At 68.9% G+C, this 22,001-nt stretch carries 22 protein-coding genes and 1 pseudogene; 15 read left to right on the top strand and 8 right to left on the bottom strand.

The genetic code is table 11. The features are described 5' to 3' along the window. Window positions 1–600, top strand: a 600-nt coding sequence (locus RMO30_RS13080; protein ID WP_309714272.1) for an iron-sulfur cluster-binding domain-containing protein, incomplete at its 5' end; no start/stop codon positions are given. Here the strand turns inward: RMO30_RS13080 and RMO30_RS13075 are convergent. Continuing rightward, complete coding sequence (locus RMO30_RS13075) at window positions 597–1,877, bottom strand: amidohydrolase family protein (protein ID WP_309714270.1); 1,281 nt, start codon at window positions 1,875–1,877, stop codon at window positions 597–599. The two genes, RMO30_RS13080 and RMO30_RS13075, sit on opposite strands and share 4 nt — an antisense overlap. 56 nt (window positions 1,878–1,933) lie before the next feature. On the opposite strand from RMO30_RS13075, the gene RMO30_RS13070 reads away from it, so the two are divergent. Then, a complete protein-coding gene (locus RMO30_RS13070) occupies window positions 1,934–2,860 on the top strand; it encodes an XdhC family protein (protein WP_309714268.1) in 927 nt (308 codons plus the stop codon). Here the strand turns inward: RMO30_RS13070 and RMO30_RS13065 are convergent. Together RMO30_RS13065 and RMO30_RS13060 are read right to left on the bottom strand one after the other, a co-directional pair. Beyond that, window positions 2,813–5,506 (bottom strand): molybdopterin cofactor-binding domain-containing protein, encoded by a 2,694-nt coding sequence (locus RMO30_RS13065; RefSeq protein WP_309714266.1) that lies wholly within the window; start codon window positions 5,504–5,506, stop codon window positions 2,813–2,815. The genes RMO30_RS13070 and RMO30_RS13065 overlap by 48 nt on opposite strands. Continuing rightward, entirely contained in the window at window positions 5,503–6,297 is a 795-nt protein-coding gene (locus RMO30_RS13060; protein ID WP_309714264.1) for an FAD binding domain-containing protein, read from the bottom strand. Before RMO30_RS13060 ends, RMO30_RS13065 begins: the two co-directional genes overlap by 4 nt. A 46-nt stretch (window positions 6,298–6,343) precedes the next feature. On the opposite strand from RMO30_RS13060, the gene RMO30_RS13055 reads away from it, so the two are divergent. Then, the gene (locus RMO30_RS13055; RefSeq protein ID WP_309714262.1) at window positions 6,344–6,808 is read left to right on the top strand and encodes a hypothetical protein; all 465 of its coding nucleotides are present in this window, start codon (window positions 6,344–6,346) and stop codon (window positions 6,806–6,808) included. Continuing rightward, the gene (locus tag RMO30_RS13050) at window positions 6,805–7,110 is read left to right on the top strand and encodes a hypothetical protein (protein ID WP_309714260.1); all 306 of its coding nucleotides are present in this window, start codon (window positions 6,805–6,807) and stop codon (window positions 7,108–7,110) included. Before RMO30_RS13055 ends, RMO30_RS13050 begins: the two co-directional genes overlap by 4 nt. 76 nt (window positions 7,111–7,186) lie before the next feature. On the opposite strand, the gene RMO30_RS13045 is transcribed toward RMO30_RS13050, so the two are convergent. After that, window positions 7,187–7,585, bottom strand: a complete 399-nt coding sequence (locus RMO30_RS13045; RefSeq protein WP_309714259.1) for a DoxX family protein — start codon at window positions 7,583–7,585, stop codon at window positions 7,187–7,189. Window positions 7,586–7,666: 81 nt separating this feature from the next. Between RMO30_RS13045 and serA the strand changes: the two genes are divergently transcribed. The 3 genes from serA (at window position 7,667) to RMO30_RS13030 (ending at window position 11,574) form a co-directional block, all read left to right on the top strand. Then, complete coding sequence (gene serA, locus RMO30_RS13040; protein WP_309714257.1) at window positions 7,667–9,262, top strand: phosphoglycerate dehydrogenase; 1,596 nt, start codon at window positions 7,667–7,669, stop codon at window positions 9,260–9,262. Between the two features lie 109 nt (window positions 9,263–9,371). Continuing rightward, on the top strand, window positions 9,372–10,439 hold the full coding sequence (locus RMO30_RS13035; protein WP_309714254.1) for a 3-isopropylmalate dehydrogenase: 1,068 nt from the start codon (window positions 9,372–9,374) through the stop codon (window positions 10,437–10,439). Between the two features lie 22 nt (window positions 10,440–10,461). Beyond that, the gene (locus RMO30_RS13030) at window positions 10,462–11,574 is read left to right on the top strand and encodes a branched-chain amino acid aminotransferase (RefSeq protein WP_309714253.1); all 1,113 of its coding nucleotides are present in this window, start codon (window positions 10,462–10,464) and stop codon (window positions 11,572–11,574) included. 23 nt (window positions 11,575–11,597) lie between these two features. Here RMO30_RS13030 and RMO30_RS13025 read toward each other — a convergent pair whose 3' ends face one another. Both RMO30_RS13025 and RMO30_RS13020 read right to left on the bottom strand, forming a co-directional pair. Continuing rightward, window positions 11,598–12,941: a LamG-like jellyroll fold domain-containing protein gene (locus RMO30_RS13025; RefSeq protein WP_309714251.1), complete on the bottom strand. Its 1,344-nt coding sequence runs from the start codon at window positions 12,939–12,941 to the stop codon at window positions 11,598–11,600. A gap of 118 nt (window positions 12,942–13,059) precedes the next feature. Then, window positions 13,060–13,668, bottom strand: coding sequence for a hypothetical protein (locus RMO30_RS13020; RefSeq protein ID WP_309714250.1), 609 nt, complete (start codon window positions 13,666–13,668; stop codon window positions 13,060–13,062). 164 nt (window positions 13,669–13,832) lie between these two features. On the opposite strand from RMO30_RS13020, the gene RMO30_RS13015 reads away from it, so the two are divergent. Next, a complete protein-coding gene (locus RMO30_RS13015; protein WP_309714248.1) occupies window positions 13,833–14,315 on the top strand; it encodes a MarR family transcriptional regulator in 483 nt (160 codons plus the stop codon). A 7-nt stretch (window positions 14,316–14,322) separates the two neighbouring features. Here the strand turns inward: RMO30_RS13015 and RMO30_RS13010 are convergent, their stop codons facing one another. Next, a complete protein-coding gene (locus RMO30_RS13010) occupies window positions 14,323–15,657 on the bottom strand; it encodes a DUF222 domain-containing protein (RefSeq protein ID WP_309714247.1) in 1,335 nt (444 codons plus the stop codon). Window positions 15,658–15,747: 90 nt separating this feature from the next. Continuing rightward, window positions 15,748–16,377 (bottom strand): alpha/beta fold hydrolase, encoded by a 630-nt coding sequence (locus tag RMO30_RS13005; protein WP_309714245.1) that lies wholly within the window; start codon window positions 16,375–16,377, stop codon window positions 15,748–15,750. Between the two features lie 56 nt (window positions 16,378–16,433). Here RMO30_RS13005 and RMO30_RS13000 point away from each other — a divergent pair, with 56 nt between their 5' ends. From RMO30_RS13000 to RMO30_RS12970, 7 genes and pseudogenes are all read left to right on the top strand, one after another. Beyond that, window positions 16,434–17,234, top strand: a complete 801-nt coding sequence (locus RMO30_RS13000) for a fumarylacetoacetate hydrolase family protein (protein WP_309714243.1) — start codon at window positions 16,434–16,436, stop codon at window positions 17,232–17,234. A 10-nt stretch (window positions 17,235–17,244) separates the two neighbouring features. After that, window positions 17,245–18,489, top strand: a complete 1,245-nt coding sequence (locus RMO30_RS12995; protein WP_309714241.1) for an MFS transporter — start codon at window positions 17,245–17,247, stop codon at window positions 18,487–18,489. A 22-nt stretch (window positions 18,490–18,511) separates the two neighbouring features. After that, window positions 18,512–18,745, top strand: coding sequence for a type II toxin-antitoxin system Phd/YefM family antitoxin (locus RMO30_RS12990; RefSeq protein ID WP_309714239.1), 234 nt, complete (start codon window positions 18,512–18,514; stop codon window positions 18,743–18,745). Further along, window positions 18,742–19,113 carry a type II toxin-antitoxin system VapC family toxin gene (locus RMO30_RS12985; protein WP_309714237.1) on the top strand — a complete coding sequence of 124 codons (372 nt, stop codon included), beginning with the start codon at window positions 18,742–18,744 and terminating at the stop codon, window positions 19,111–19,113. Before RMO30_RS12990 ends, RMO30_RS12985 begins: the two co-directional genes overlap by 4 nt. 22 nt (window positions 19,114–19,135) lie before the next feature. Beyond that, window positions 19,136–20,631 (top strand): annotated as a pseudogene (gltX, locus tag RMO30_RS12980) (glutamate--tRNA ligase). Window positions 20,632–20,634: 3 nt separating this feature from the next. Then, on the top strand, window positions 20,635–21,501 hold the full coding sequence (locus RMO30_RS12975) for an AraC family transcriptional regulator (protein WP_309714235.1): 867 nt from the start codon (window positions 20,635–20,637) through the stop codon (window positions 21,499–21,501). A 23-nt stretch (window positions 21,502–21,524) separates the two neighbouring features. Further along, window positions 21,525–21,923, top strand: coding sequence for a DUF1761 domain-containing protein (locus tag RMO30_RS12970; protein WP_309714233.1), 399 nt, complete (start codon window positions 21,525–21,527; stop codon window positions 21,921–21,923). Window positions 21,924–22,001 lie beyond the last annotated feature (78 nt).

Below are 22,001 nucleotides of genomic sequence, written 5' to 3'. Positions count from 1 at the left end.
GCCGGAGGGGTCGGGATCACGCCGATCTCGGCGATGGCATTCGCGGCCGCCGCGAGTGGGCGCGACTACGCCCTGCACTACGCCGGACGCGCGGGCAACATGGCGCTGCTCGACGAACTGCGCGTGTTGCACCGGGATCGTCTGCACGTCTACACCGCCGGCGACCGGCTCGACGTGTCGGCGGTGCTCGCCGCCGCGGCCCCTGGCGCGGCGGTGTACGCGTGTGGTCCGGCGCGTCTGCTCGATGAGGCCGAGGCGGCGGCATCCCGGGCGGGTCTCGACTTCCACGCGGAGCGCTTCGTCGCCGTCCCGCTACGTCCGCCGGTGTGGCCTGAACCCTTCGAGGTCGAACTGCAATTCTCGGGACTCACCCTTGAGGTGCCGCCCGAGAAGAGCATCCTGCAGGTCGTCGAAGAAAACGGTGTGCTCGTGCCGTGGAGCTGCAGCGAAGGCACCTGCGGCACGTGTGAGACTCCCGTCGCCGAGGGCGAGATCGACCATCGCGACTCGATCCTCACCGCGCAGGAGCGGGCGCGGATGGACACGATGTACATCTGCGTCTCGCGAGCCGCGTGCCCTCGGCTGGTGCTCGAGCTCTAGCGGCCGACGCGCTCTCGCAGCCGGGCGACGAGTTCGCGCTCGTCGGCTGCCACGAGTTGGTAGTCGCGGACGACCACCCGACCGCCGACGACGACGTGCTTCGGTCGACGTCCGGGCGATGCCCAGAGCAGCCCGGCGAGCGGGTCGGCGACTCCGGCATCGGCTACGCCCGTGACATCCCACACGCAGAGGTCGCCCGCAGAACCGGATCCGAGGTGCCCGAGGTCGTCGCGGCCGAGCCCCGTGGCGGATCCGTGCGTCGCCATCGTGAGCACTTCCCGCGCCGGGAGTTGCGAGCCGACGAGTGCGGAGACCTGCATCGCGAGCCGCGCGTCGGCGAGCAGGTGCCCGGCGTCATTCGACCCGCCGCCGCTCGTGCCCAGGCCGACCGGCACCCCCGCATCCCGCAGCGCCGCGACCGGCGCGACGCCCCAACCCATCGGAACGTCGCACCCGGGGGCGTGGGTCGCCGTCACTCCGGCAGCCGCGAGCCGCGCGATCTCGTCGGGTGTCACGTCGCACAGGTGCGCGAGCGTCACATCGGGAGCGAGCCAGCCCCATTCCTCGAGTAGCTCGAGGGGGCGCTTGCCGTACTTCTCGGCGGCGACCCGCACGTCGACCTGCTCGTTCGATTGAGTGCGGCGGCGCAGTCCGTGCTTCGCGGCGACCTCGGCGAGCAGCTCGAACGTCTCGCGCGAGTCGGAGTGCACGCCGGCCGGTCCGACGGCGAGCTGAAGCATGCCGTCAGCTTCTCCAACCGCGTCTGTGCGCGGCTTCAGCGCCGTCACGATCGCCTCGGCGCTCGCGGCAGCCTCCTGCGGATCGTCGCGCGCACTGCCGCGCACGAACACCAGCCGCCCACCCAGCGCGAGGGCGGCGTCGGCGACGGCGGTTGCGATCCCGACGGTGTCAGCGATCGAGAGCCCCGCCGGCCAGGTGAGGTGGTGGTCGGCGACTGTCGTCACGCCGCAGAGCAACCCTTCGGCGACGCCGACGCTCGCGGCGAGCGCGGCGAGTTCGGGATCGACTCGCGCCGCGGCGTAGGCCGACGCCATCGCGGGCAGCCAGTCACTCATCGGCACCCCGCGAGTGCCCGGCAGGGTGCGGAACGCCGACTGCAGCAGATGGTGATGCGCATTCACGAGACCCGGTGTCACGACGCATCCCGAGGCGTCAAGACTCTGTTCGGCCGATCCGGTCTCGCCGGGAACCTCGAGGTCGCCCGACGTCTCGACGCCTGGTGCCACGAGAATTGCGACGGCATCCCGAATCAGCACGCTGTGCCTCTCTTCACGGAAATGAGCGTGACACGTCGATGTGTCAGGCTCGTTTCATGCTCGAGTTGAGTGGTCGCCTCCTGGCTTCGCTCGATGCCGGACGCCCGCTTGTCGTCGCGACGGCGATCGCGGTCGACGGGCGGATGCCCCGCACCCTCGGCACGTCGATGTCGTGGGACGGTTCCGCCGCGATCGGCTCGATCGCCGGCGGCTGCATCGAGGGCGCGATCGTCGAGGTCGCCGAGCGCGTGCTCGACGACGGCCGCACCCGCATCGTGCCGTTCGGCGTCTCCGACGAGGCGGCGTTCGGCGTCGGTCTCGCCTGCGGTGGTGAGGTCCGGCTGCACCTGGGCGTCGTGCGTCCCGCGGACCCGATCGTGCAGAAGCTCCGGGATGCCGCAGCCGGTTCGAGCGCGTCGATCGTGCTGACGGAGGCGGGGTTCGCAATTGCTGACGGCGATGCGCTCTACGTCGACACCGTCGAACCGCCCGCGCGAATGATCATCGTCGGCGCGATGGAGTTCTCGGCAGCCCTCAGCACCGCCGCGCAGAGCCTCGGATACACCGTGACCGTCGTCGATCCGCGCCAGCTGTTCACCACGGCCGAACGCTTCCCGGGGGCCGATCTCGCCGTCGAATGGCCCCCCGACTACCTCGCCCGCACCCCGATCGACAGCCGCACCGTCATTTGTCACCTCGGCCACGACGCCCGCTACGACGCCGACCTCCTCGCGGTCGCGCTCACCTCACCCGCCGCCTACGTCGGCGCCATGGGCTCCCGCACGACGACCGAGAAGCGCCGTGCCGATCTGGAGGCCCGCGGCGTCGACACCTCGCGCCTCCACGCCCCCATCGGCCTCGATCTCGGCGCCTCAACCCCCGAGGAGACCGCAATATCGATCCTCGCCGAAGTTCTCGCGGTGCGTTCCGGCCGCCTAGCCGAACCCCTCCGTGCGGCCAGCGGCAGCATTCGCCCGGTATGACCCGAGCGCGAGACGCCACACGCGATCCCGACTCATGGGAAGTGAGTAAGGCCGCACCCCCAAGGCATCCCGGATGGCGTTGGCAAGGGCGGGGGCGACCGGGTTGTAGGGGGCTTCCGACATCGACTTGGCGCCGAGCGGTCCCAGCGGGTCGTGGGTGGCGGCGAACAGCACCTCCGTCGACGGGATGTCGCTGATCTTGGGGACGCGGTAGTTGCGGAGCGACGCAGTCGTGACGACGCCCTCCTCGACCAGCACCTCTTCGTAGAGCGCCGATCCGATCGCTTGCGCGGTACCGCCTTCGATCTGCCCGCGGAGCTGTTCGGGGTTGAGCACTGTTCCGGCATCCGCTGCCTGCACCGAGCGCAGGATGCGTACTTCTCCGGTTGCGGGGTTCACAGCGACGCGGAAGCCGTGGGCGTTGAATGCGACCGATCGCACGCTGCCGTCGCTGTGACCGCGGGCTTCGGTGAGGCCAGGATCGGCCGCGAGGGCGCGAGCTGCCTGGTAGACCGCTTTGCCCGCGACGACGACGCCGGTGGAGCCGTAGGCGCCGGTGTCGTGTCCGGCGACATCGGTGTCGGATTGGCGGATGCGGATGCGATCGGGCGTCGTGCCGAGGGCGTCGGCGGCGAGTTGCGCGTGCACGGTCGTTGACCCGTTGCCGAACTCTGCGGTGCCGACTTCGACCTCGAAGTAGCCGCCGGGCAACCGGCGCACCACGGCATCCGCGAAGTGTCCGCGCGGTGGGATCGTCGCGATCATCGCGAGTGCCGTGCCCTCCCCGATGCGCCATTCGGGTGTGAGTGATCCCATTTGGGATATCTCACGCCGTGAGTTATCCGATTCGGGATCACTCGTGGCGGCAAGGGCCGACGCGACGAGGTCGAGCACTTGGCCCGCGCCGTGGTCGCCTTCGTAGGCGATGTCGGTTGGCGGCTCTTCTTCGATCGTGCGGATGGGGTCGCCGGGCCGCACGACGTTGCGCCGCCGGAACTCGATGGGGTCGATCCCGAGTTGCCGCGCGAGTTCGTCGATCGCCGACTCGATCGCGAAGATCACTTGGCCCAATCCGTAGCCGCGGAACGCCCCCGACGGCGGGTTGTTCGTGTACACCGACTGCGCGTCGATTCTCACGTTCGCGCACCGGTAGACGGCGACCGACTCGTGCACGCTGTGGAACATCACCCCGCGCCCGTGGTTGCCGTAGGCGCCGGTGTCCATCAGGTGGTCGATGTGCAACGCCGTGAGGATGCCGTCGGCGGTGCCAGCCGCGGTGACCGAGACCCGCATCGGATGCCGCAGCGGCGCGCGCTGGAACTCGTCGGCGCGCGTGAACTCGTATTGCACCGGCTTGCCGGTCGCGAGCACGGCGAGCGCGACGATGTCCTCGGTGAGCAGCTCCTGCTTGCCGCCGAACCCCCCGCCGACGCGTTTGGTGAACACCCGCACCGAGTCGCGCGGGCGGCCGAAGATGTGTGCGATCTCGTCCCGCACGAGGTAGGGCACCTGACTGGATGTCCGCAGCACGAGCCGACCTTCGGCATCCAGCCAGCCACGGGTCGCGTGGGTTTCGAGGGCCGCGTGGGTGACGCGTGCGGTCGCCCAGGTGCCGGTGACCACCGCATCCGCCTTCTCGATCGCCGCCGCTACAGCACCGCGCTCGCCGTGCAGTTCGGCGACGGTGTTGCGTTCCGGGTCCTCGATGCGGGAGGTCGGGCCGTGCTTGTCGCCGTGGACGAGATGCGCGCCGGGCTGCGCGGCCGCTTCGGGGTCGAAGACCGCCGGCAGCACCTCGTAGTCGACGACGATCGCGGTCAGCGCGCGCTCGGCCGCCCCGACGCTCTCGGCGACAACCGCGGCGACCCGCTGCCCGTGGAACCGGATCACCGGATCGAGCACGAGGGTGTCGTCGGGGTCGTCGTCGCGGTTCTGGTGCCGACCTGTCGAGAACAGCGTTGCCGGGGAGTCGACGTGGGTGAGAACCGCGACGACTCCCGGAAGCGCGGCGGCGGCGGTCGTGTCGATCGAGCGGATGCGAGCGGAGGGGTGCGGGCTGCCGAGCACGGCGAGGTGCAGCAGTCCGGTCGTCGCGGTGTCGAGGTGGGGGTCGCTGTCGAGGGTGTACTCCTCGCGGCCCGTGACCACGCGAAGCGCGGCGGGTGGCGTGACCGAGGCACCCAGCGCGTCGCCGTCGAAGTTCACAACGCCGTCGATCGCATCGCGGATCGAGCGATAGCCGGTGCAGCGGCAGAGGTTTCCCTTGAGCGCGTGATCGAGATCGCCCTGTGCCTCCCCAGAAGACCGGGGCGCTTGGTCGAGTGCCGAGGCGGTGACGACGAACCCCGCGGTACAGAACCCGCACTGGAACGCCCCGGCCTCGGCAAAGGCGCGCTGCACGGGATGCGGTTTCTCGGGGGTACCGAGGCCGGCGGCGGTCGTGACGATGCGTCCGGCTGCGCGGTGTGCGGGGACCAGGCAGGAGTGCACCGGGGTTCCGTCGAGCAGCACCGAGCACGCGCCGCAGTCGCCCGCGTCGCAGCCCTTCTTGACGGCGAACACCCCGTGCTCGCGTAGCAGCGTGCGCAACACCTGGCCGGGGCGCGGCTCCGCGTCGAGCGGTTGTCCGTCGACCTCGAGCCTCACGAGGCCGCCTCCGCCCGCAACTCCTCGGCCAAGCGCAGCGTCATGGCTCGCCGCCAGTCCGGAGCACCGTGAGCGTCGTCGTACCAGTCGACGATCGTCCCGATCGCGGCCGAGAGGTCGCCCACCTCGGGCAGGCTGGGGAATGCGAGTACTCGGGGCGAGGGAGTGGATGCGGTGACGGTCAGGGTGAATCCGGCATCGTCATGGCGGGCGAGCAGAAGCACCGCCGACCGCCCGAGCGGGGCGAGCGACGCGCGCCGGTGAGACACCCACGCGGGCGTCGCCGGGAACTCAATGGTTCGCAGCACCTCGCCGGGTTCGAGGAGCGTCGCGCGCACCCCGGTGACGAACTCGGCGACCGGGATGCGACGCTCACCGCCGTCCGGAGTCCAGACGACCGCCGTCGCGCCGAGGCCGCTCGCGAGTGACGTCATCGGCCCGGCGGGGAGGGCGAGGCAGATGTTGCCGCCCACGGTCGCGATTCTGTGGATCTTCCACGAGCCGAGCAGCGCGTCGACACAGTGTTCGACCACCGACGCGGCCGCGCCGAAGAGCGGGGCGGCATCCCGCAGCTGGGCCAACGTGCAGGTTGCGGCGATCGAGAGGCGGCCACCCGGGAGGTCGGTCACCGGTTCCCAGTCGAGCCCGGCGAGGTCGACCAGTCCGCGCACCTCGGGTTGCGGCTCCGAGAACAGCCAGGTGCCGCCGCCGAGCACTGCTTCCCCGGGGGCGAGCGCGAGGTCGGCGCGTGACGTGGCGACGCGCATCGAAGCGACCTCGATCAGATCCATGCGGTGAGTCAACTCCACCCATGTGTCAGGCGGGTAACGTGAGCGGGTGGCCCGGGCAGGTGATGTCGACGCGTTCGACGACGACGATGAGGCGCTGAGCTGGGCAGGCGACGAGGAGCAGGGACGCGCGGCCCCACGCGTGCGTGAACCCGAGGCGCCTCCCGTCAGCGACGAGGCGGAGCCCGAAGAGGCTCCGGGATCGCGTGGCCGCTCGGTCGCGACGGCCGCGTTCGTCGTGCCGTACCTCGCGATCACGGTGGGTTGGATCTTCGCGGTGCAGCAGCTCTCGTCGGGGTCGGCGTCGCTGTTCGGCGAGATCCTCTGGCAGTTCGGCGAGTTCCTTGCGATGCTCGCCGCGCCGCTGTGGCTCGCCGCGACGCTCACGCTGACGCGAGCCCATCGGCCTCTCGTGAGGGTCGGTTGGCTCGCCCTCGGTCTTGCGGTGGTGTTCCCCTGGCCGCTCGTGCTGCGATTCCTTGCGGCGCTGGAATTCGCCGGAGGCCTCTCGTGATCCTCATTCCGATCGTCTTCGCCGCGTTGTTCGCGCTCGCTCTGTTCGGTCCGATCTCGAATCTCGGCGCGCTTCCCGCGGTGTACGAGGCCTACGGGATCGGCGACGCCGTGCCGTGGCCGGTCCTCGTTCTGGCGGTCGTGCTCCCGCCGGTGCTCTATCTCGTGGGGCTGCTGCTCGGTCGGGGTCGTCGGCCGTTCGCGCGCGCCCTCATCCTCACTGTCGCGCTCGCCGCATCCTTCGCCCTTTATTTCGGCATCGTGTCGCTCGTCGGCGCCATCCAGCCCCCGATCACCCTGTAGAAGAAGGCTATTTGCCCAAGGTGGCTGACTTTCTCGCCCGGAAGTCCGCCACCTTGGGCAAATAGCACGTCTCTCGTCAGGCGAGCGGCCAGGCGGCGAGGATCACGAGGGCGGCCAGCAGCACCTGCGCGATGAGCCGAGGCAAGAACGGGATCGCGATTCGGCCGAACCGATCGGGGTCGCGGGCGGCGTAGGCGTTCGCCGGAAAGACCGCGACGAGGAACACGACGAGGCAGATGCCGGCGGCGAGCCGCACCCCGTCCCACGGCACGAGCAGTCCCACGGCGCCGAGCAGCTCGCAAACGCCGGTGATCGCCACGAGCGCGGTCGGCCACCCGGGACGGCGCAACGGCGGCGGGATCATCGCCCTCATCGCCCGAGCGCCCGCAGGCACGAAGTGCAGAACGCCCATGAACGCAAAGACCGCAGCAAGGGCGATCCGCAGCGCGAGTTGCGCCGTATGAAGGGCGTCCATGGCTCCATCGTCGCACTGGCTAGACTCGGGACCGCGCGCCCCGCCCCCATCCGGCGCCCGACCCCTGACAAGGACATCTCAGTGGCCAAGCCGATCGTCGTGATCGCCGAAGAACTCTCTCCCGCCACCGTCGAAGCACTCGGCACCGACTTCGACGTTCGCAACGTCGACGGCACCGACCGCCCGGTGCTGCTGGCGGCGCTCGCTGACGCGCACGCGGTGCTGATTCGTTCGGCTACTCAGATCGACGCCGAGGCGCTCGCCGCGGCTCCGGGTCTGAAGGTCGTCGCGCGTGCGGGCGTCGGGCTCGACAACGTCGACATCAAAGCCGCCACCGAAGCCGGCGTCATGGTCGTCAATGCGCCGACCTCGAACATCGTGAGTGCCGCCGAGTTGACGATCGGCCACATCCTCTCCCTCGCGCGTCACATCCCCGCCGCGCACGCCAGCCTCGCTGCCGGAGAGTGGAAGCGCTCGAAGTACACGGGCGTCGAGCTGTACGAGAAGACCGTCGGAATCATCGGGCTCGGCCGCATCGGCGCGCTCATCGCGGCACGGCTGCAGGCCTTCGGGGTCGAGATCGTCGCGTACGACCCGTACGTGACGGCAACCCGGGCGCAGCAGCTCGGGGCGACGCTGGTGGGCCTCGACGAACTCCTGAAGACCAGCGATTTCGTCACCATCCACATGCCTAAGACTCCCGAGACGACCGGCATGATCGGCGCGGCGCAGCTGAAGCGCATGAAGAAGACGGCCTTCGTGATCAACGTCGCGCGCGGCGGGCTGATCGACGAGGATGCGCTCTACGACGCGCTCGTCGCCGGCGAGATCGCCGGGGCGGGGCTGGATGTCTTCGTGGCCGAGCCTCCGGTAGAGAAGAAGCTGCTGAGCCTGCCGAACATCGTCGTTACCCCGCACCTGGGTGCCTCCACCGACGAGGCGCAAGAGAAAGCGGGTGTCTCGGTCGCCCGCAGCGTGCGGCTCGCGCTCGAAGGCGAACTGGTTCCGGATGCCGTCAACGTCGCCGGCGGCGTCATTGACCCGTTCGTGCGGCCGGGTATCGCCCTCGTCGAAAAGCTCGGCCAGGTGCTGGCCGGTGTTGCTGGCCACGGCGCGCTGACCAGCCTCGAGGTGGATGTGCGCGGCGAGCTCGCCGCCTACGACGTGAGCGTCTACCGACTCGCAGCGCTGAAGGGCTATTTCACCAACCTCGTCACCGAGAACGTGTCGTACGTCAACGCCCCGCTGCTCGCCGAGCAACGCGGTATCACGTCGACGCTCTCGGTGTCGGAAGACAGCGTCGACTACCGCAACACGACGACCCTGCGCGGCGTACTCGGCGACGGCTCGGTCGTCGAAGTCGCCGGTACGCTCGCCGGAACCAAGCTGGCGCAGAAGATCATCGGCCTGAACGGCTACGACATCGAGGTGCCGCTCGCCGACCATCTCATCCTGATGACCTACGAAGACCGGCCGGGCATCGTCGCCACCTACGGTAAAGAGCTCGGCGACGCCCAGGTCAACATCGCGGGTATGCAGATCGCCCGGCAGAGTGCGGGTGGTCAGGCCCTCAGTGTGCTGACCGTCGACTCGCCCGTTCCCGACGAGGTGCTGGAGCGCATTGCCGCGCAGATCCAGGCGACGTCGTTGCGTGCGATCGAGATCGTCGAGTCCTAGGCAACTTTTCTCGAGCGCTACCCGATTCGTCGAGCGCGCCTCCGCCGACGAGCGCGGTCGACGAGACGGGTGGCGCTCGGGCAAGTGGCGCCCGAATAGGCTGTCGGGCGTGACGCGCACCATCGACCTCGCCCTCATTCCCGGCGACGGGATCGGCCCCGAAGTGACCGAGCAGGCTGTGGCTGTGCTCCGTGCCGCACTCGGTGCCGACGCCGAACTCCGCACGACCGAGTACCCGTACAGCGCTCGGCACTATGTCGAGACGGGTGTCATCCTCGGTGACGACGATCTTGCGGCGCTCGCGCAGCACGAAGCGATCCTGTTGGGGGCGGTGGGTGGCGACCCACGTGACCCGAAGTTGGCGGGCGGCATCATCGAGCGTGGGCTGCTGCTGAAGCTTCGGTTCGCGTTCGACCACTACGTCAACCTGCGCCCCACGAAGCTCTTCCCGAGTGTGACGAGCCCCCTCGCCAACCCCGGCGAGGTCGACTTCGTCGTCGTGCGGGAAGGCACCGAGGGCCCCTACGTCGGCAATGGCGGCAGCATCCGCGTCGGCACCCCAGCCGAGATCGCGAACGAGGTGAGCGTCAACACGGCGTTCGGTGTCGAACGAGTGGTGCGCTACGCGTTCGAGCTCGCCGAGAAGCGCCGCCAGAAGCTCACCCTCGTCCACAAGACGAACGTGCTCGTCTACGCCGGCAGCCTGTGGGCCCGCACCGTCGAGCGCGAGGCGGCCAATCATCCATCGGTGGCGTGGGACTACCTCCATGTGGATGCCGCGACCATCTTCTTCGTCACCGACCCTGCTAGGTTCGACGTGATCGTCACGGACAACCTCTTCGGCGACATCCTCACCGATTTGGCCGGCGCTATCAGCGGCGGCATCGGACTGGCGGCCTCGGGCAACATCAACCCGGATGGCGCGTTTCCTTCGATGTTCGAACCGGTGCACGGTTCGGCTCCCGACATCGCGGGACAGCGGAAAGCCGACCCCACGGCGGCGATCCTCTCGACGGTTCTGCTGCTCGACCACCTCGGGCTGGCGGCCGCCGCGCGACGGATCGAAGCAGCTGTGACGGCCGATCTCGCCGAACGAGCCGCATCGACCAACAGCAGTACCACCCGCACCACCGACGAGATCGGCTCTGCCATCGCGGCCCGGTTGGGCGCAGACTAGACCTCTACCGCACGGAGCTCTCATGACGATCAACCTTCTGCCGATGGCCACCCAAGACCTGCTCTGGCAGGTCACCCGCAACGACGACGCAAAGTCCCCGGATGCGCGCGCCGCGATCCTCGCCGACCCCGGGTTCGGCAAGCACTTCACCGATCACATGGTCGACATCTGCTGGTCGGAGAAGGGCGGATGGCACCGGCCCCGCGTGCAGCCCTACGGACCGATCTCGCTCGACCCGGCGGCGGCAGTACTGCACTACGCCCAGGAGGTTTTCGAGGGACTCAAGGCGTACCGCCACGCCGACGGCTCGATCTGGACCTTTCGTCCCGACGCCAATGCCGCGCGGCTGCAGCGGTCCGCGAAGCGCCTCGCCCTTCCCGAGCTGCCCGCGGAGTACTTCCTCGACTCGCTGAAGAAGCTCATCGCTGTCGACGCGGACTGGGTGCCGACCGCGCCGGAGACGAGTCTCTACCTGCGACCGTTCATGTTCGCCAAAGAGGCGTTCCTCGGCGTCCGTCCGGCCGCAAAGGTGAACTACTACCTCATCGCCAGCCCAGCGGGCGCGTACTTCCATGGTGGGGTCGCGCCGGTGGCGATCTGGCTCTCGACCGACTACGCGCGCGCGGGTAAGGGCGGCACCGGGGCTGCGAAGACGGGCGGCAATTACGCGTCATCGCTCGTCGCCCAGGCGGAGGCCTACGAGCATGGATGTGCGCAGGTGTTGTTCCTCGACGGTTCCGGCACCTACCTCGAAGAGCTCGGCGGCATGAACGTCGTGCTCGTCACGAGCGACGGTCGACTGATCACGCCGGAGAGCGCCAGCATCCTCGAAGGCATCACCCTCGATTCGATTCTGCAACTCGGTCGCGACCGTGGCCTGAAGACCGAGCAGCGGCCGGTGACGCTGCAGGAATGGGTCGACGGCGTCGCATCGGGGCTCATCGTCGAGGCCTTCGCCTGCGGTACGGCAGCAGTGATCACCCCGATCTCGGAGCTGAAGGGCGAGAGCGTCTCGATCGTCATGCCCGAGCCCTCCGGTGAGCGGGTGTCGATGTCGTTGCGGCAGGAGCTCACCGACATCCAGTACGGCCGCGTTCCCGATCGGCACGGATGGTTGTTGCGCCTCGACGCCTGACCCGCTTCTGCGTTCTGAGCTGCTCAGCGTCCGGCGGCGTAGTGCGCGGCGACCTGCGATGCATTGAGCGCCGTCGTCGCGTAGACGGCCGCGTTGTCGATGCTGGAGACGAGTGTCGCGTCGCTGACCCCCGCCATCCCGGTCGTCGTGTCACCGCCGATCCGCCAGTGACCGTCAGAGCCGTACGGGTTGTAGTGGTAGGCGGTCGTCCGGGTGTTGGAGTCCTCTAGGACACCGTCGATGTAGAGCCGCATCCCGCTCGAAGAGAGGGTCGCGACGGCGTGATGCCAGGTGCCGTCGTTGTACGTACCGGTCGTACTGAGCGTGCGCACGGCGTTGTTCTCGCGGATGCTGAAGCGCACCACGCCGTTGGTCCTCATCCAGATGCGCCGATCGGCGACGGCGGACGTGCCCGAGGCGCTCTCGCCGAACCCGATCAGTTGCCCTCCGCGGGTCGACGTGGTGCGGAACCAGATCTCGACACTGAATGTGTTCGAGGGTGCAATCGCTGCTCCCGGCACGGTGATACCGCTGGTGACAGCGCCGCCGAGCGCGAGCGCAGGGCTGTTGCCCGTGCAGTTTCCGACTTCGCGGGTCGCTCCCGCGAGAATCGTGCCGGTGCGACCGTTGCCTGACGCGTCGGTGGTGGCGGAGCCTGCCCCCTCGTTCACGGAGTAGAGCACATACGGCGAGTCGAGCGGAGTCTCGACCAGACAGCCGAAGGTGCTGCCGGCGGCGAGAGTGTTCGCCGGGTTCGGGCTCTGAGTGGCGTACGCCGCGTGGGCGGTGCCGCCCGATCCGACGACGGTGACGACGGCGATTGCCGCCAGCACCGAGAGCGCCGAGGGAGCCACCCGTGCGACCCCGCTGTCGGTGTCGGCCCGGTGGGCGGCTCGACGGCCGAGGGCGATGACGCCGAGCCCGAGCGCTATTGCGGCGGTGGCGAGGATGAGCTCCCATCGGCCTTCGCGAGCCCAGACGAAGGGAAGCCCGAGCGCCGGAGCGCGCATGACGGCGATCCCGTGAACGTCGCTCGGGTCGATCGGGGTGGAATCGGCGGCGGGGTTCGCATCGCCGCGGGTGGTCAGCGAGCCGTCGTCCGTCAGGCCGACGAGACGGTGTAGGCGCAGTCGCCCGGGATGATCGGGGTCGTCGACGAGGAGCACGCGTCCGATGGAGTCGGTCGGGTCGGCGATCGGCATGGCGACGACGATGTCTCCCGCGCGCACCGACGGTGCCATCGAGTCGCTCATCACCGTCGTGGACTTCCACCCCCAAAGGGTAGGGAGGGCCGACCAGAACAGGCAGCACGCGGCGGCGAGCAGAAGGACGCGCGCCAGCGTCGTGACGACAAGCCTGACGTGCATTCTGCACCTCCTCGGGTAGACGTGCGGCCGCTAGCGGGGGACGGGGCGGGGGACGGCGACCAGCAGAACGGAAGCCGTCCGGCACCCAGGGTAAGTGGGTGCCGGACGGCGCGACCGATCAGCTGTTCTGCGCCTCCCAGGTGAATCCGAGCGCAGCAGTTCCGCCCTGGGTGGTGTTCGGTGCCCCGGCGTCGACGGTGTAGACGAATTGGAACACCCGAGTCTCGGATGCGGTCCCCGTCGGGGCCCAGCTGCCGAGTCCGGTGGCGTAGTTCGTCGATGTCGTGCCGAAGTTTGCGAGAGAGCCGGCGTAGACCGCTGACCCGGAGGCGAGCGGCGTGAACCCGGCACAGCCGCCAGCGAAGGAACCACCGGTGCCCTGGGTGATCGTCAGCGTGATGCTGCTGCTGAGGGCATTGGTCGTCGTGGCGCCGGTGCCGTAGAGGCGGACGTCGGATGCGAGCGAACCGGTCGACGTGACCGCGATGCATCGGGTGCCGGTGGATCCGGGCGCCAGGTTGGTCGCGGTGAAGAGGGCGGTGGCCGAGTCGTCGTCGGACAGCGCGACGGTACCGGCCGCCCAGTTGCTGGTCGGCGACGCCGTGGTCGCCGAGAAGGCCGCGTAGGACGCGGTGCCGATCGTGGCACCGCTGAGCAGGATCGCCGCAGGCAGGGCGAGCAGGTTCGCGATGCGGCTGGATCGTCGGCGACGGGCGGTCGTGGTCATGTGAAAACTCCTCGGGTTAGTTCGATGGTCGAAGTAGCAAGTTCGACGATCAAACTAAGGCCCGGGGGTGGTGGAGCGAATCCCCCAAGGCGGGTCGCCCTCGTCTAGGGGTATAACGCGGGGTACACTCCGGAGGGGAAGTGCAAAGCCAAAGGGGACTGGCGATGTCTCATGATCTTGCTGATGTCGACAAGTCGACCGGGATCGAGCTGACCGAAGTGTTGGCCGCGTTCACCCGGTTGCGCCGCGAGAATGACCTGCTGGTTGCCGCGATTGCGCGCGATCACGGTCTGCACGCTCCCGATTTCCGGGCCGTCGCCTTTGTGCGGACGACGCCGGATCTCACCCCCCGGGGGCTGGCTGAGTACCTGGCGCTTTCTCTGAGCGCGACGACCGCGGTGATCGATCGCCTGGTCGCTTCGGGGTACGTGCTTCGTACCCCGAACCCGGAGGACGGCCGCAGCGTCCGCCTCGAGGTCACTCAGGAGGGTGCCGACGCGGTCGAGGACGCGCTCGAGATCTACACCGCGGCGTTCAACATTTCCGTGCCCGCTGACCGTCGCGAGGACGTCGCTGCGACCTTCATCGACATCGCGGATGCTCTCGCCGAGGTCGCCGTTGCGCGCACGGCGTCGGCTCGCGCCTGAGCCCGGCTCAGTGGCGGAGCCTCGCGGCGACTGGGGATCGGGCTGGCATCGGGATGGGTCGTTGCCCGGGGTCGACGGTGCGGGGTGGGATGGCGATGAATCCGTGCACCGGATCCCTCTCGATTGTCCAGTGGTTGTCGTGGATGAGCATGTGGTGGTGGCGGCAGAGGAGCACGCCGTCTTGGGTGTCGGTGGGTCCGCCTTCCTTCCAGGGGATGCGGTGGTGGGCTTCGCACCAGGAGGCGGGGCGGTCGCAGTTGGGGAAGCGGCATCCGCCGTCGCGGGCGGCGAGGGCGTCGCGTTGTTTCGAGGTGAAGAGGCGGCGGGTGACACCCAACCTCAGGGGTTCGCCGTCGTCGGTGAAGTGGATGGGGGCGATGCCGGTGTCGCAGATGTGTCGGTCGGCGGTTTCCAGGGGTACGCCGTCGGGGTGGTTGCCGATGTAGGCGGCGCCGGTGCGTTCGCGCAGGTCGCGGTCGGTGACGAGTACCCGCACGGCGTGACGGCGGGCGCCGAGGAGGCGGTTGGGGTCGGTTTCGGTGGCGATGCGGAGCAGGTCGACGAAGGTGTCGAGGGCGATCTGGCCGAGGGTGCGTTCGTCGGTGACGAGTTTCTCGGCGCGTTCGCGTTGCTGGTCGTCGATGAAGCGGGGTCCGCCGCGGCGGGGTGAGGTGGCGGCGTCGTAGGCGGCCCAGTAGGGTTCGGCGGATTCCGGGTCGAGGAGCCCGTCGAGGCGGGTCATGCCGTCGGATCGTCGGACGAGGGTGAAGTACCGCTTGTCGCGCTGCGCACGGTGCCGATCCCGCACGTTGGCGGCATCGAGTTCGTCGCGCAGTTCCCGTGCCCGGGCGGCGAGTTTCTCCACCGGCAACGTGGGCGCCAATGCGGCGAGTTGTTGGGCGGCGTCGGCGAGATCATCCGCCGCGACGTCGGCGTTCGGCGCGCCGAGCCCGTTCCTGATGACGTCGGCCTTCTCGATCGACACCCGCCCTGAAGCGACGCCGGTGCCGACGGCGGTCAGCCAGGGGTCGGCATCCACGGTGAGCAGTTCCCCGACCCGCACCAGGGTGTGCGATTCGCGCTTGGAGACCCCGGATACCTGCTCGACCAGTTTCTCCGGGGTGCCGGCGCCGAGCCGCTGCGCGAGCCCAGCGAAGCCGTCTTCCCGACGCGAACGGTGCTTCACCTCCGCCGCAAACGACCCCAGCGACGCCTCCACGAGTCGCCGCAACTCACCCAACTCACGCGTGCCGACGAGCAGCGCGTCGTCGTCGAGCACGCTCGGGTCAGCACCGAGCCAGCTGGTGACGGTCCAGGTGGTGGCGGGGGCGGAAGGGGACATACCTCCAGTGAAGCAAGATTCGAACGTATGTACTAGATAGACGAACCATTCTCAGGATAACTCGTGCGCAGGCGACCTGTGGAGGACTCGCTACCCCGCAGCCACGACCCGCGAGACGAACACCGCCACGGCATCCGCCGCGCTGTCGAGGTGCCCCGCGTAGGTGAACCCGCTCACCGTTTTGCGCGGGCGCAGGTCGTGATCGCCGTCCTCCAGCCAGAGCACCTCGATGGCGGAAGAGAGGCCGTAACCGGCGACCTCGGCGGGCGAGCCGAACGGGTCGCGGGTTCCCTGCACGATCAGTGTCGGCACCGTGAGATCGGCGAGGTGCTCGATCCGAGGGCGATCTGACGCGGCCGGTGGGTGCCACGGGTAGCTCAGGCACACCAGCCCCGCAACCGAACCAGCCGCAAAGCCTGCGTCGGCGATCATGCTCGCCACCCGGCCGCCCATCGAGCGTCCGCCGATCACCGGTCGCCCACCGACCTCCGCGAGCACCGCCCTGTACTCGTCGAGCAGCGTGTCGGCGCGCGGCGGCGGCCTGCGCACTCCGATCCGCCGGGATGCCATGTAGGCGAACTCGAATCGCACGACGCGCACACCGCGGGCCGCGATCCGCGACGCGAGGTCGGACATCCCGGGAGAGTCCATCGCGGCGCCCGCGCCATGGGCGAGCACCAGAGTCGGCGCGGCGTCGGGGCCATCGATGAGCAGATCCATGCCAACCATCCTGGCGGAGCCGACCGGAGCGCCCCCGAGGTCTAGGGTTGAGAATCGTGAGAGTCGCCCGCTTCGCCAGTGCGGACGCCGACCCCCGGTACGGCATCGTCGATCGCGCCGACAGTGGCGACGACGAGATCGTCGTGCTGGCCGGTGATCCGATCTTCGCCGGATTCCAGCCGACGGGTGAGCGTCTGCCGCTCGCCGACGTGCGGCTGCTCGCCCCCGTCATCCCGCGCTCGAAGGTCGTCTGCGTCGGCCTCAACTACGCCGAGCACCGTGCCGATATGGCGAACGTCGAAGCGCCCGAGAACCCGCTCATCTTCCTCAAGCCGAATACCGCCGTGATCGGCCCGGGCGACGCGATCCAGATCCCTCCGGTCGAGGGGCGCATCACCCACGAGAGCGAACTCGTCGTCGTGATCGGCCGCATCGCGAAGCAGGTGAAGGCCGAGAACTGGCGCGACTACGTGTTCGGGTTCACGGCCGGCAACGACGTGTCGGCGCGCGACCAGATGTTCGCCGACGGGCAGTGGGCTCGCGCAAAGGGCTACGACACGTTCGCCCCGATCGGCCCGTGGATCGAGACCGAACTCGACCCGTCGAACCTCGAGATTCAGAGCCACGTCGACGGCGAGCCGCGGAGGCACGGCAACACCAAAGACCTCATCTACGACGTGCCCACGCTCATCGAGTACATCTCGGATGTCTGGACCCTCCTGCCGGGCGACATCATCATGACCGGCACTCCGTCGGGCCTCGGCGGTTTCGTCGACGGCCAGACGATCGACATCACGATCGAGGGAATCGGCACGCTCACCAATCCGGCGCGCAACCGCGACGCCGCTCCGGCCTGAACCCGGTGACGTGACTACGCTCACCGACGAGGATGTCGTCCGCATCCGTCGTCGCAGTCACGTGGCGATCATCAGCGGTCAAGCGCTATCCGGGGTCGGGATGGGCGCCACGTTCTCGGCCGGAGCGTTGCTCGCGACCCAGCTCTCGGGTTCGCCTGCGTGGTCGGGCACGTCCGTCACCCTGTCGACGCTCGGTGCGGCGGCAGCGGCCATCCCACTCGCCCGGCTCGCTCAGCGATCGGGTCGCTCGCCGGCACTGGCCACCGGCTCCGGGTTCGCCGCGCTCGGCGCCGTCGTCGGCATCGTCGCGACCGCCGCCGGCCTGTTCCCGCTGTTCCTCGTCGCGATGGGACTGCTCGGGGTCGGCACCGCGGTGAATCTGCAGTCTCGGTTCGCGGCGACCGATCTCTCCGAACCTGCCAGCCGCGGGCGCGACCTGTCGGTCGTCGTCTGGTCGACGACTCTCGGCGCGGTGCTCGGCCCCAATCTCATCGGCCCGGGCGACGAGTTCGGCCAGTCGGTCGGGCTGCCCCCGCTCTCGGGAGTGTTCTTCTTCGCCCTCGCTGCGCAACTCGTGGCGATCGCCGTCTACCTCGTGGTGCTGCGACCCGACCCGCTGCGTACGGCGCTGCGTCTCGGCGTCGAGCGCGGCACGACCGACGACGAGTCGGGGGTCGAAGATCGCAGCGGCGTCATCACCGGCATCCTGACCCTCGCGCTCAGCCACGCCACGATGGCGTCGGTCATGGCGATGACGCCCGTCCACCTCGTCGAGCACGGCGCGACGCTGCAGATCGTCGGGTTGACGATCAGCCTCCACGTCGCCGGAATGTACGCGCTTTCGCCGCTGTGGGGCGTGCTCTCCGACCGGTTCGGCCGCTCACCGGTGATTGTGCTGGGTCAGGGGATGCTGCTCGCGGCGCTGCTGATGACCGCGTTCGGGGCCGAGCACTCGGGCTGGGTTCTTGCCGGTCTCATCTTCCTAGGACTCGGCTGGAGCGCGGCGACCGTCGCGGCATCCGGTCTCGTCGCCGACAGCGCCGACCCGCTGCACCGCACCGTCGTGCAGGGCCGCGCCGACCTGTCGATGAGCCTCGCCGGGGGGATCGGCGCCGCGAGCGCCGGCGTGGTGCTTGCCGCGATCGGGTATGCCGGGCTGTCGCTCGTTGCGATGGCGCTCGTCGCGGTCGTGCTGGTCTCGCTCGTGCTCCGTGTTGCGCGTCGCCCGCGGGTCGTCGAGTCTGGTCAAGTCTGACCAACAGGCATACGCTGGATGCATGTCGATCAATATCTACGAGGCGAAGACTCAGCTCTCGAAACTGATTGCGCGCGTCGAGGAGGGCGAAGAGATCACGATCTCTCGCAACGGCCGCCCCGCGGCGCGACTCGTGCCGATCGAGCGGCGCACGACACCGCGCGTTCCCGGTGCGCTCAAGGGGCAGTTCTGGATGTCGCCGGACTTCGACGACTTCACGGAACAGGACGAGGCCGACTGGTACGGCGAAGGGTGAGGATCCTCCTCGATACGCACATGCTCATCTGGTGGCTCGACGGAAGCGATGCCCTGCCAGATGCGACACGCTCGGCGATCGCCGATCCTGCCGCCCACGTGGGTGTCTCCTCGATCTCGATCGCGGAGATCTCCATCAAGCGAACGCTTGGCAAGTTGCGCGCACCATGGATTCCCGACGTACTCCTCGCTGAGAACGGCATCTCTGTGCTGCCATTCACAAGCGATCACGCTCGTCGATTGCTGGAGTTGCCGCTCCACCACCGGGACCCGTTCGACCGGATGTTGATCGCGCAGGCGATCCACGAAGACATGGCGTTCGCGACGGCCGACCCTCGAGCGAGCGCCTACGGCGTCCGCGTGCTCTGACGCGCACCTAAGCTCGGAGCCGATGTCTGCCCTCCCGTTCTCCACCGCAACCGGCGCCGATGTGCGCGTGCGGTTCTGCCCTTCGCCGACCGGCACTCCGCACGTCGGGATGGTGCGCACGGCGCTCTTCAACTGGGCGTAACGCGGCACACCGGCGGAAAGCTGATCTTCCGCATCGAAGACACGGATGCCGCCCGCGACAGCGAGGAGAGCTACCTGCAGCTCATCGACGCGCTCACTTGGTTGGGCATCGACTGGGATGAAGGCGTCGAGATTGGCGGCCCGCACGGACCGTACCGGCAGTCGCAGCGCACCGACCTCTACCTCGAGGTCGTCGAGAAGTTGAAGGCTTCGGGCCACCTGTACGAGAGTTTCGTCACCCCCGAGGAGATGGAGGTGCGCAACGTCGCCGCCGGCCGCGACCCGCGCCAGGGCTACGACAACTTCGAGCGCGCCCTGACCGACGAGCAGCGGGCCGCATTCCGGGCCGAGGGACGCCAGCCGAGCCTGCGCCTGCGGGTGCCCGACACCGACCTCTCATTCGACGACCTCATCCGCGGCGAGATCACCTTCCCGGCGGGGTCGTTCACCGATTTCGTCGTCGTGCGTCCCAACGGCGCCCCGCTCTACACCTTCGTCAACCCCGTCGACGATGCGCTGATGGGCGTGACGCATGTGTTCCGGGGCGAAGACATCCTCTCCTCCACGCCGCGGCAGATCGCCCTGTATCTCGCCCTCATCGAGGCGGGTGTCACCACCTTCATCCCGCAGTTCGCACACATGCCGCTCGTCTACGGCGAAGGGTCGAAGAAGCTCTCGAAGCGCGACCCTGAGTCGAACCTGTTCCACCACCGCGACCGCGGCTTCATTCCCGAGGGCCTCATCAACTACCTGGCACTGCTCGGCTGGTCGATCGCCGCCGACCGCGACGTGTTCACTGTGCCCGAGCTGACGGCGGCGTTCGACATCGTCGACGTGAACCCCAACCCGGCGCGCTTCGACCAGAAGAAGGCCGACGCGATCAACGGCGACCACATCCGGATGCTTGCCGCCTCCGACTTCGCAGCCCGCATCGTGCCGTACCTGGCCGAGTACGTCGCCGACCCGCCGACGCCCGAGCACGCTGTCATCCTCCGCGAGGCCGCGCCGCTCGTTCAGGAACGGATGACGGTGCTCTCGGAAGCCCCCGGACTGCTCGGCTTCCTGTTCACCACCGACGGCGCGCTGGAGTTCGAGGCCGACGCCCTACCGAAGGATGCCGACCAGGCCCGGCGCATCCTCGAAGCGTCTGTCGGCGCGCTTGAGAACCTCGACGACTTCTCGACGGCGGCGATCGAGGAGGCGCTGCGTGCCGAGCTCATCGAGGGCGCCGGGCTCAAGCCTCGGGATGCCTTCGGCCCGCTGCGCACCGCGATCTCGGGTCGCCGCATCAGCCCGCCGCTGTTCGAGTCGATGGAGATCCTCGGTAAGGCCTCGACTCTCGCTCGGCTCGAGCGCCTTCGCCTCCACCTGGCCTGAGACGTGGGCTACGCGTACCGGCCGGCGCCACCCGCGTTGCGTCCGATGGTGCGCTCGCTGTGGTTCAACGAGGCGGCTCCGACTCGGCGCTACGAGCGCATCCTGCCGCAACCGGTGGCGCACGTCATCGTCAACCTCTCCGACCCGTACCGGCTGCTTACGAGGGGCGGAGCGTGGGTCGGCGACCCGTTCCGTTCAGCCTTCGTGTCGGGCCTCCAGCCCGAGTACCTTGTCATCGAGAACCCCGACTGGCTGTGGCAGTGCGGTGCCGAGTTGGAACCGGCAGGCCTCGCTGCGCTCGTGTCGGTACCGCCCGCCGAACTGACGGCGCGGGTTCGGGATGCCGACGACCTCATCGCCGGAAGCACCGGATGGCGGGATGCCTTGCGCGCCGCCGAGCGCGACGCCGAACGGACCCTCGACGTGTTGACCGAACTCATCGAAGCTGCGATTCGGCCCGACGTCGCGATCGACCCCGTCGTGCGCGAAGCACTCGCCCGCCTCGATGCCGACCCCGACCTGCCCATCGCGCGTCTGGCATCCGATATCGGTGTGCCGCACGCGCAGCTCATCCGTCGATTCCGTTCCGGCGTCGGGGTCACGCCGAAGACGTACGCCGACCTGGCGCGGTTCTCGCACTTTCTGAACGCCATCCCGTTCGACGCCGTGCCCACCTGGAGCGAACTGGTCGCGGCGACCGGCTACCACGATCAGCCGCACTTCATCCGCAGCTTCAAGCGCTACACCGGCTACACCCCGAGCCGGTATCTCGCGGGTGTGCGTGAGTACGGTGCCGAGTTCCCGTCGTTTCAGCCGATGGATGAATTTCCGACAATCGCGACGCCGCCGGGGGCCACTACCGTCGGGTGACCTTTTAGAAAGGAACACCCGACATGGACTTCTCTCTCATCAGCTGGCTCGGTGTCGCCGTAGCCGGTGTCACCGCGATGGTGATCGGCGGGCTCTGGTACTCGCTGCTGTTCGCCAAGCCGTGGCAGCGCGCCTCCGGAGTCACCGACGAGCAACTGACGCAGAACGCCCCGCTGACCTACCTCGGATCGCTGCTGCTCGCCTTCGTGATGGCGCTCGTACTCGCGCCGTTCATCGCCGGCGGTGGCCTGCTGTTCGGCACCTTCGCCGGTCTCGCCGTCGGACTCGGCTGGGTCGCCACCTCGCTCGGGATGGTCTACCTCTTCGAACGCCGGCCGTTCGCCCACTGGGCGGTCAATGCGGGCTACGCGATCGTCTCGTACACCGCGATGGGGGCGATCATCGGGGCCTTCCAGGCCTGACGAAGCACCGCCGCAGGTGCGGTAGAGTGATCAGTCGGTCCGCCTCCGGGTGGCTCCGATGGGGTGTGGTGTAATTGG

Origin of the sequence: Pseudolysinimonas sp. (assembly GCF_031389465.1) — a bacterium.
In the GTDB taxonomy this organism is placed as follows: domain Bacteria; phylum Actinomycetota; class Actinomycetes; order Actinomycetales; family Microbacteriaceae; genus Pseudolysinimonas_A.
The sequence above is the reverse complement of the archived record's forward strand: the minus strand, read 5'-3'. Positions and strand labels throughout refer to the sequence as shown.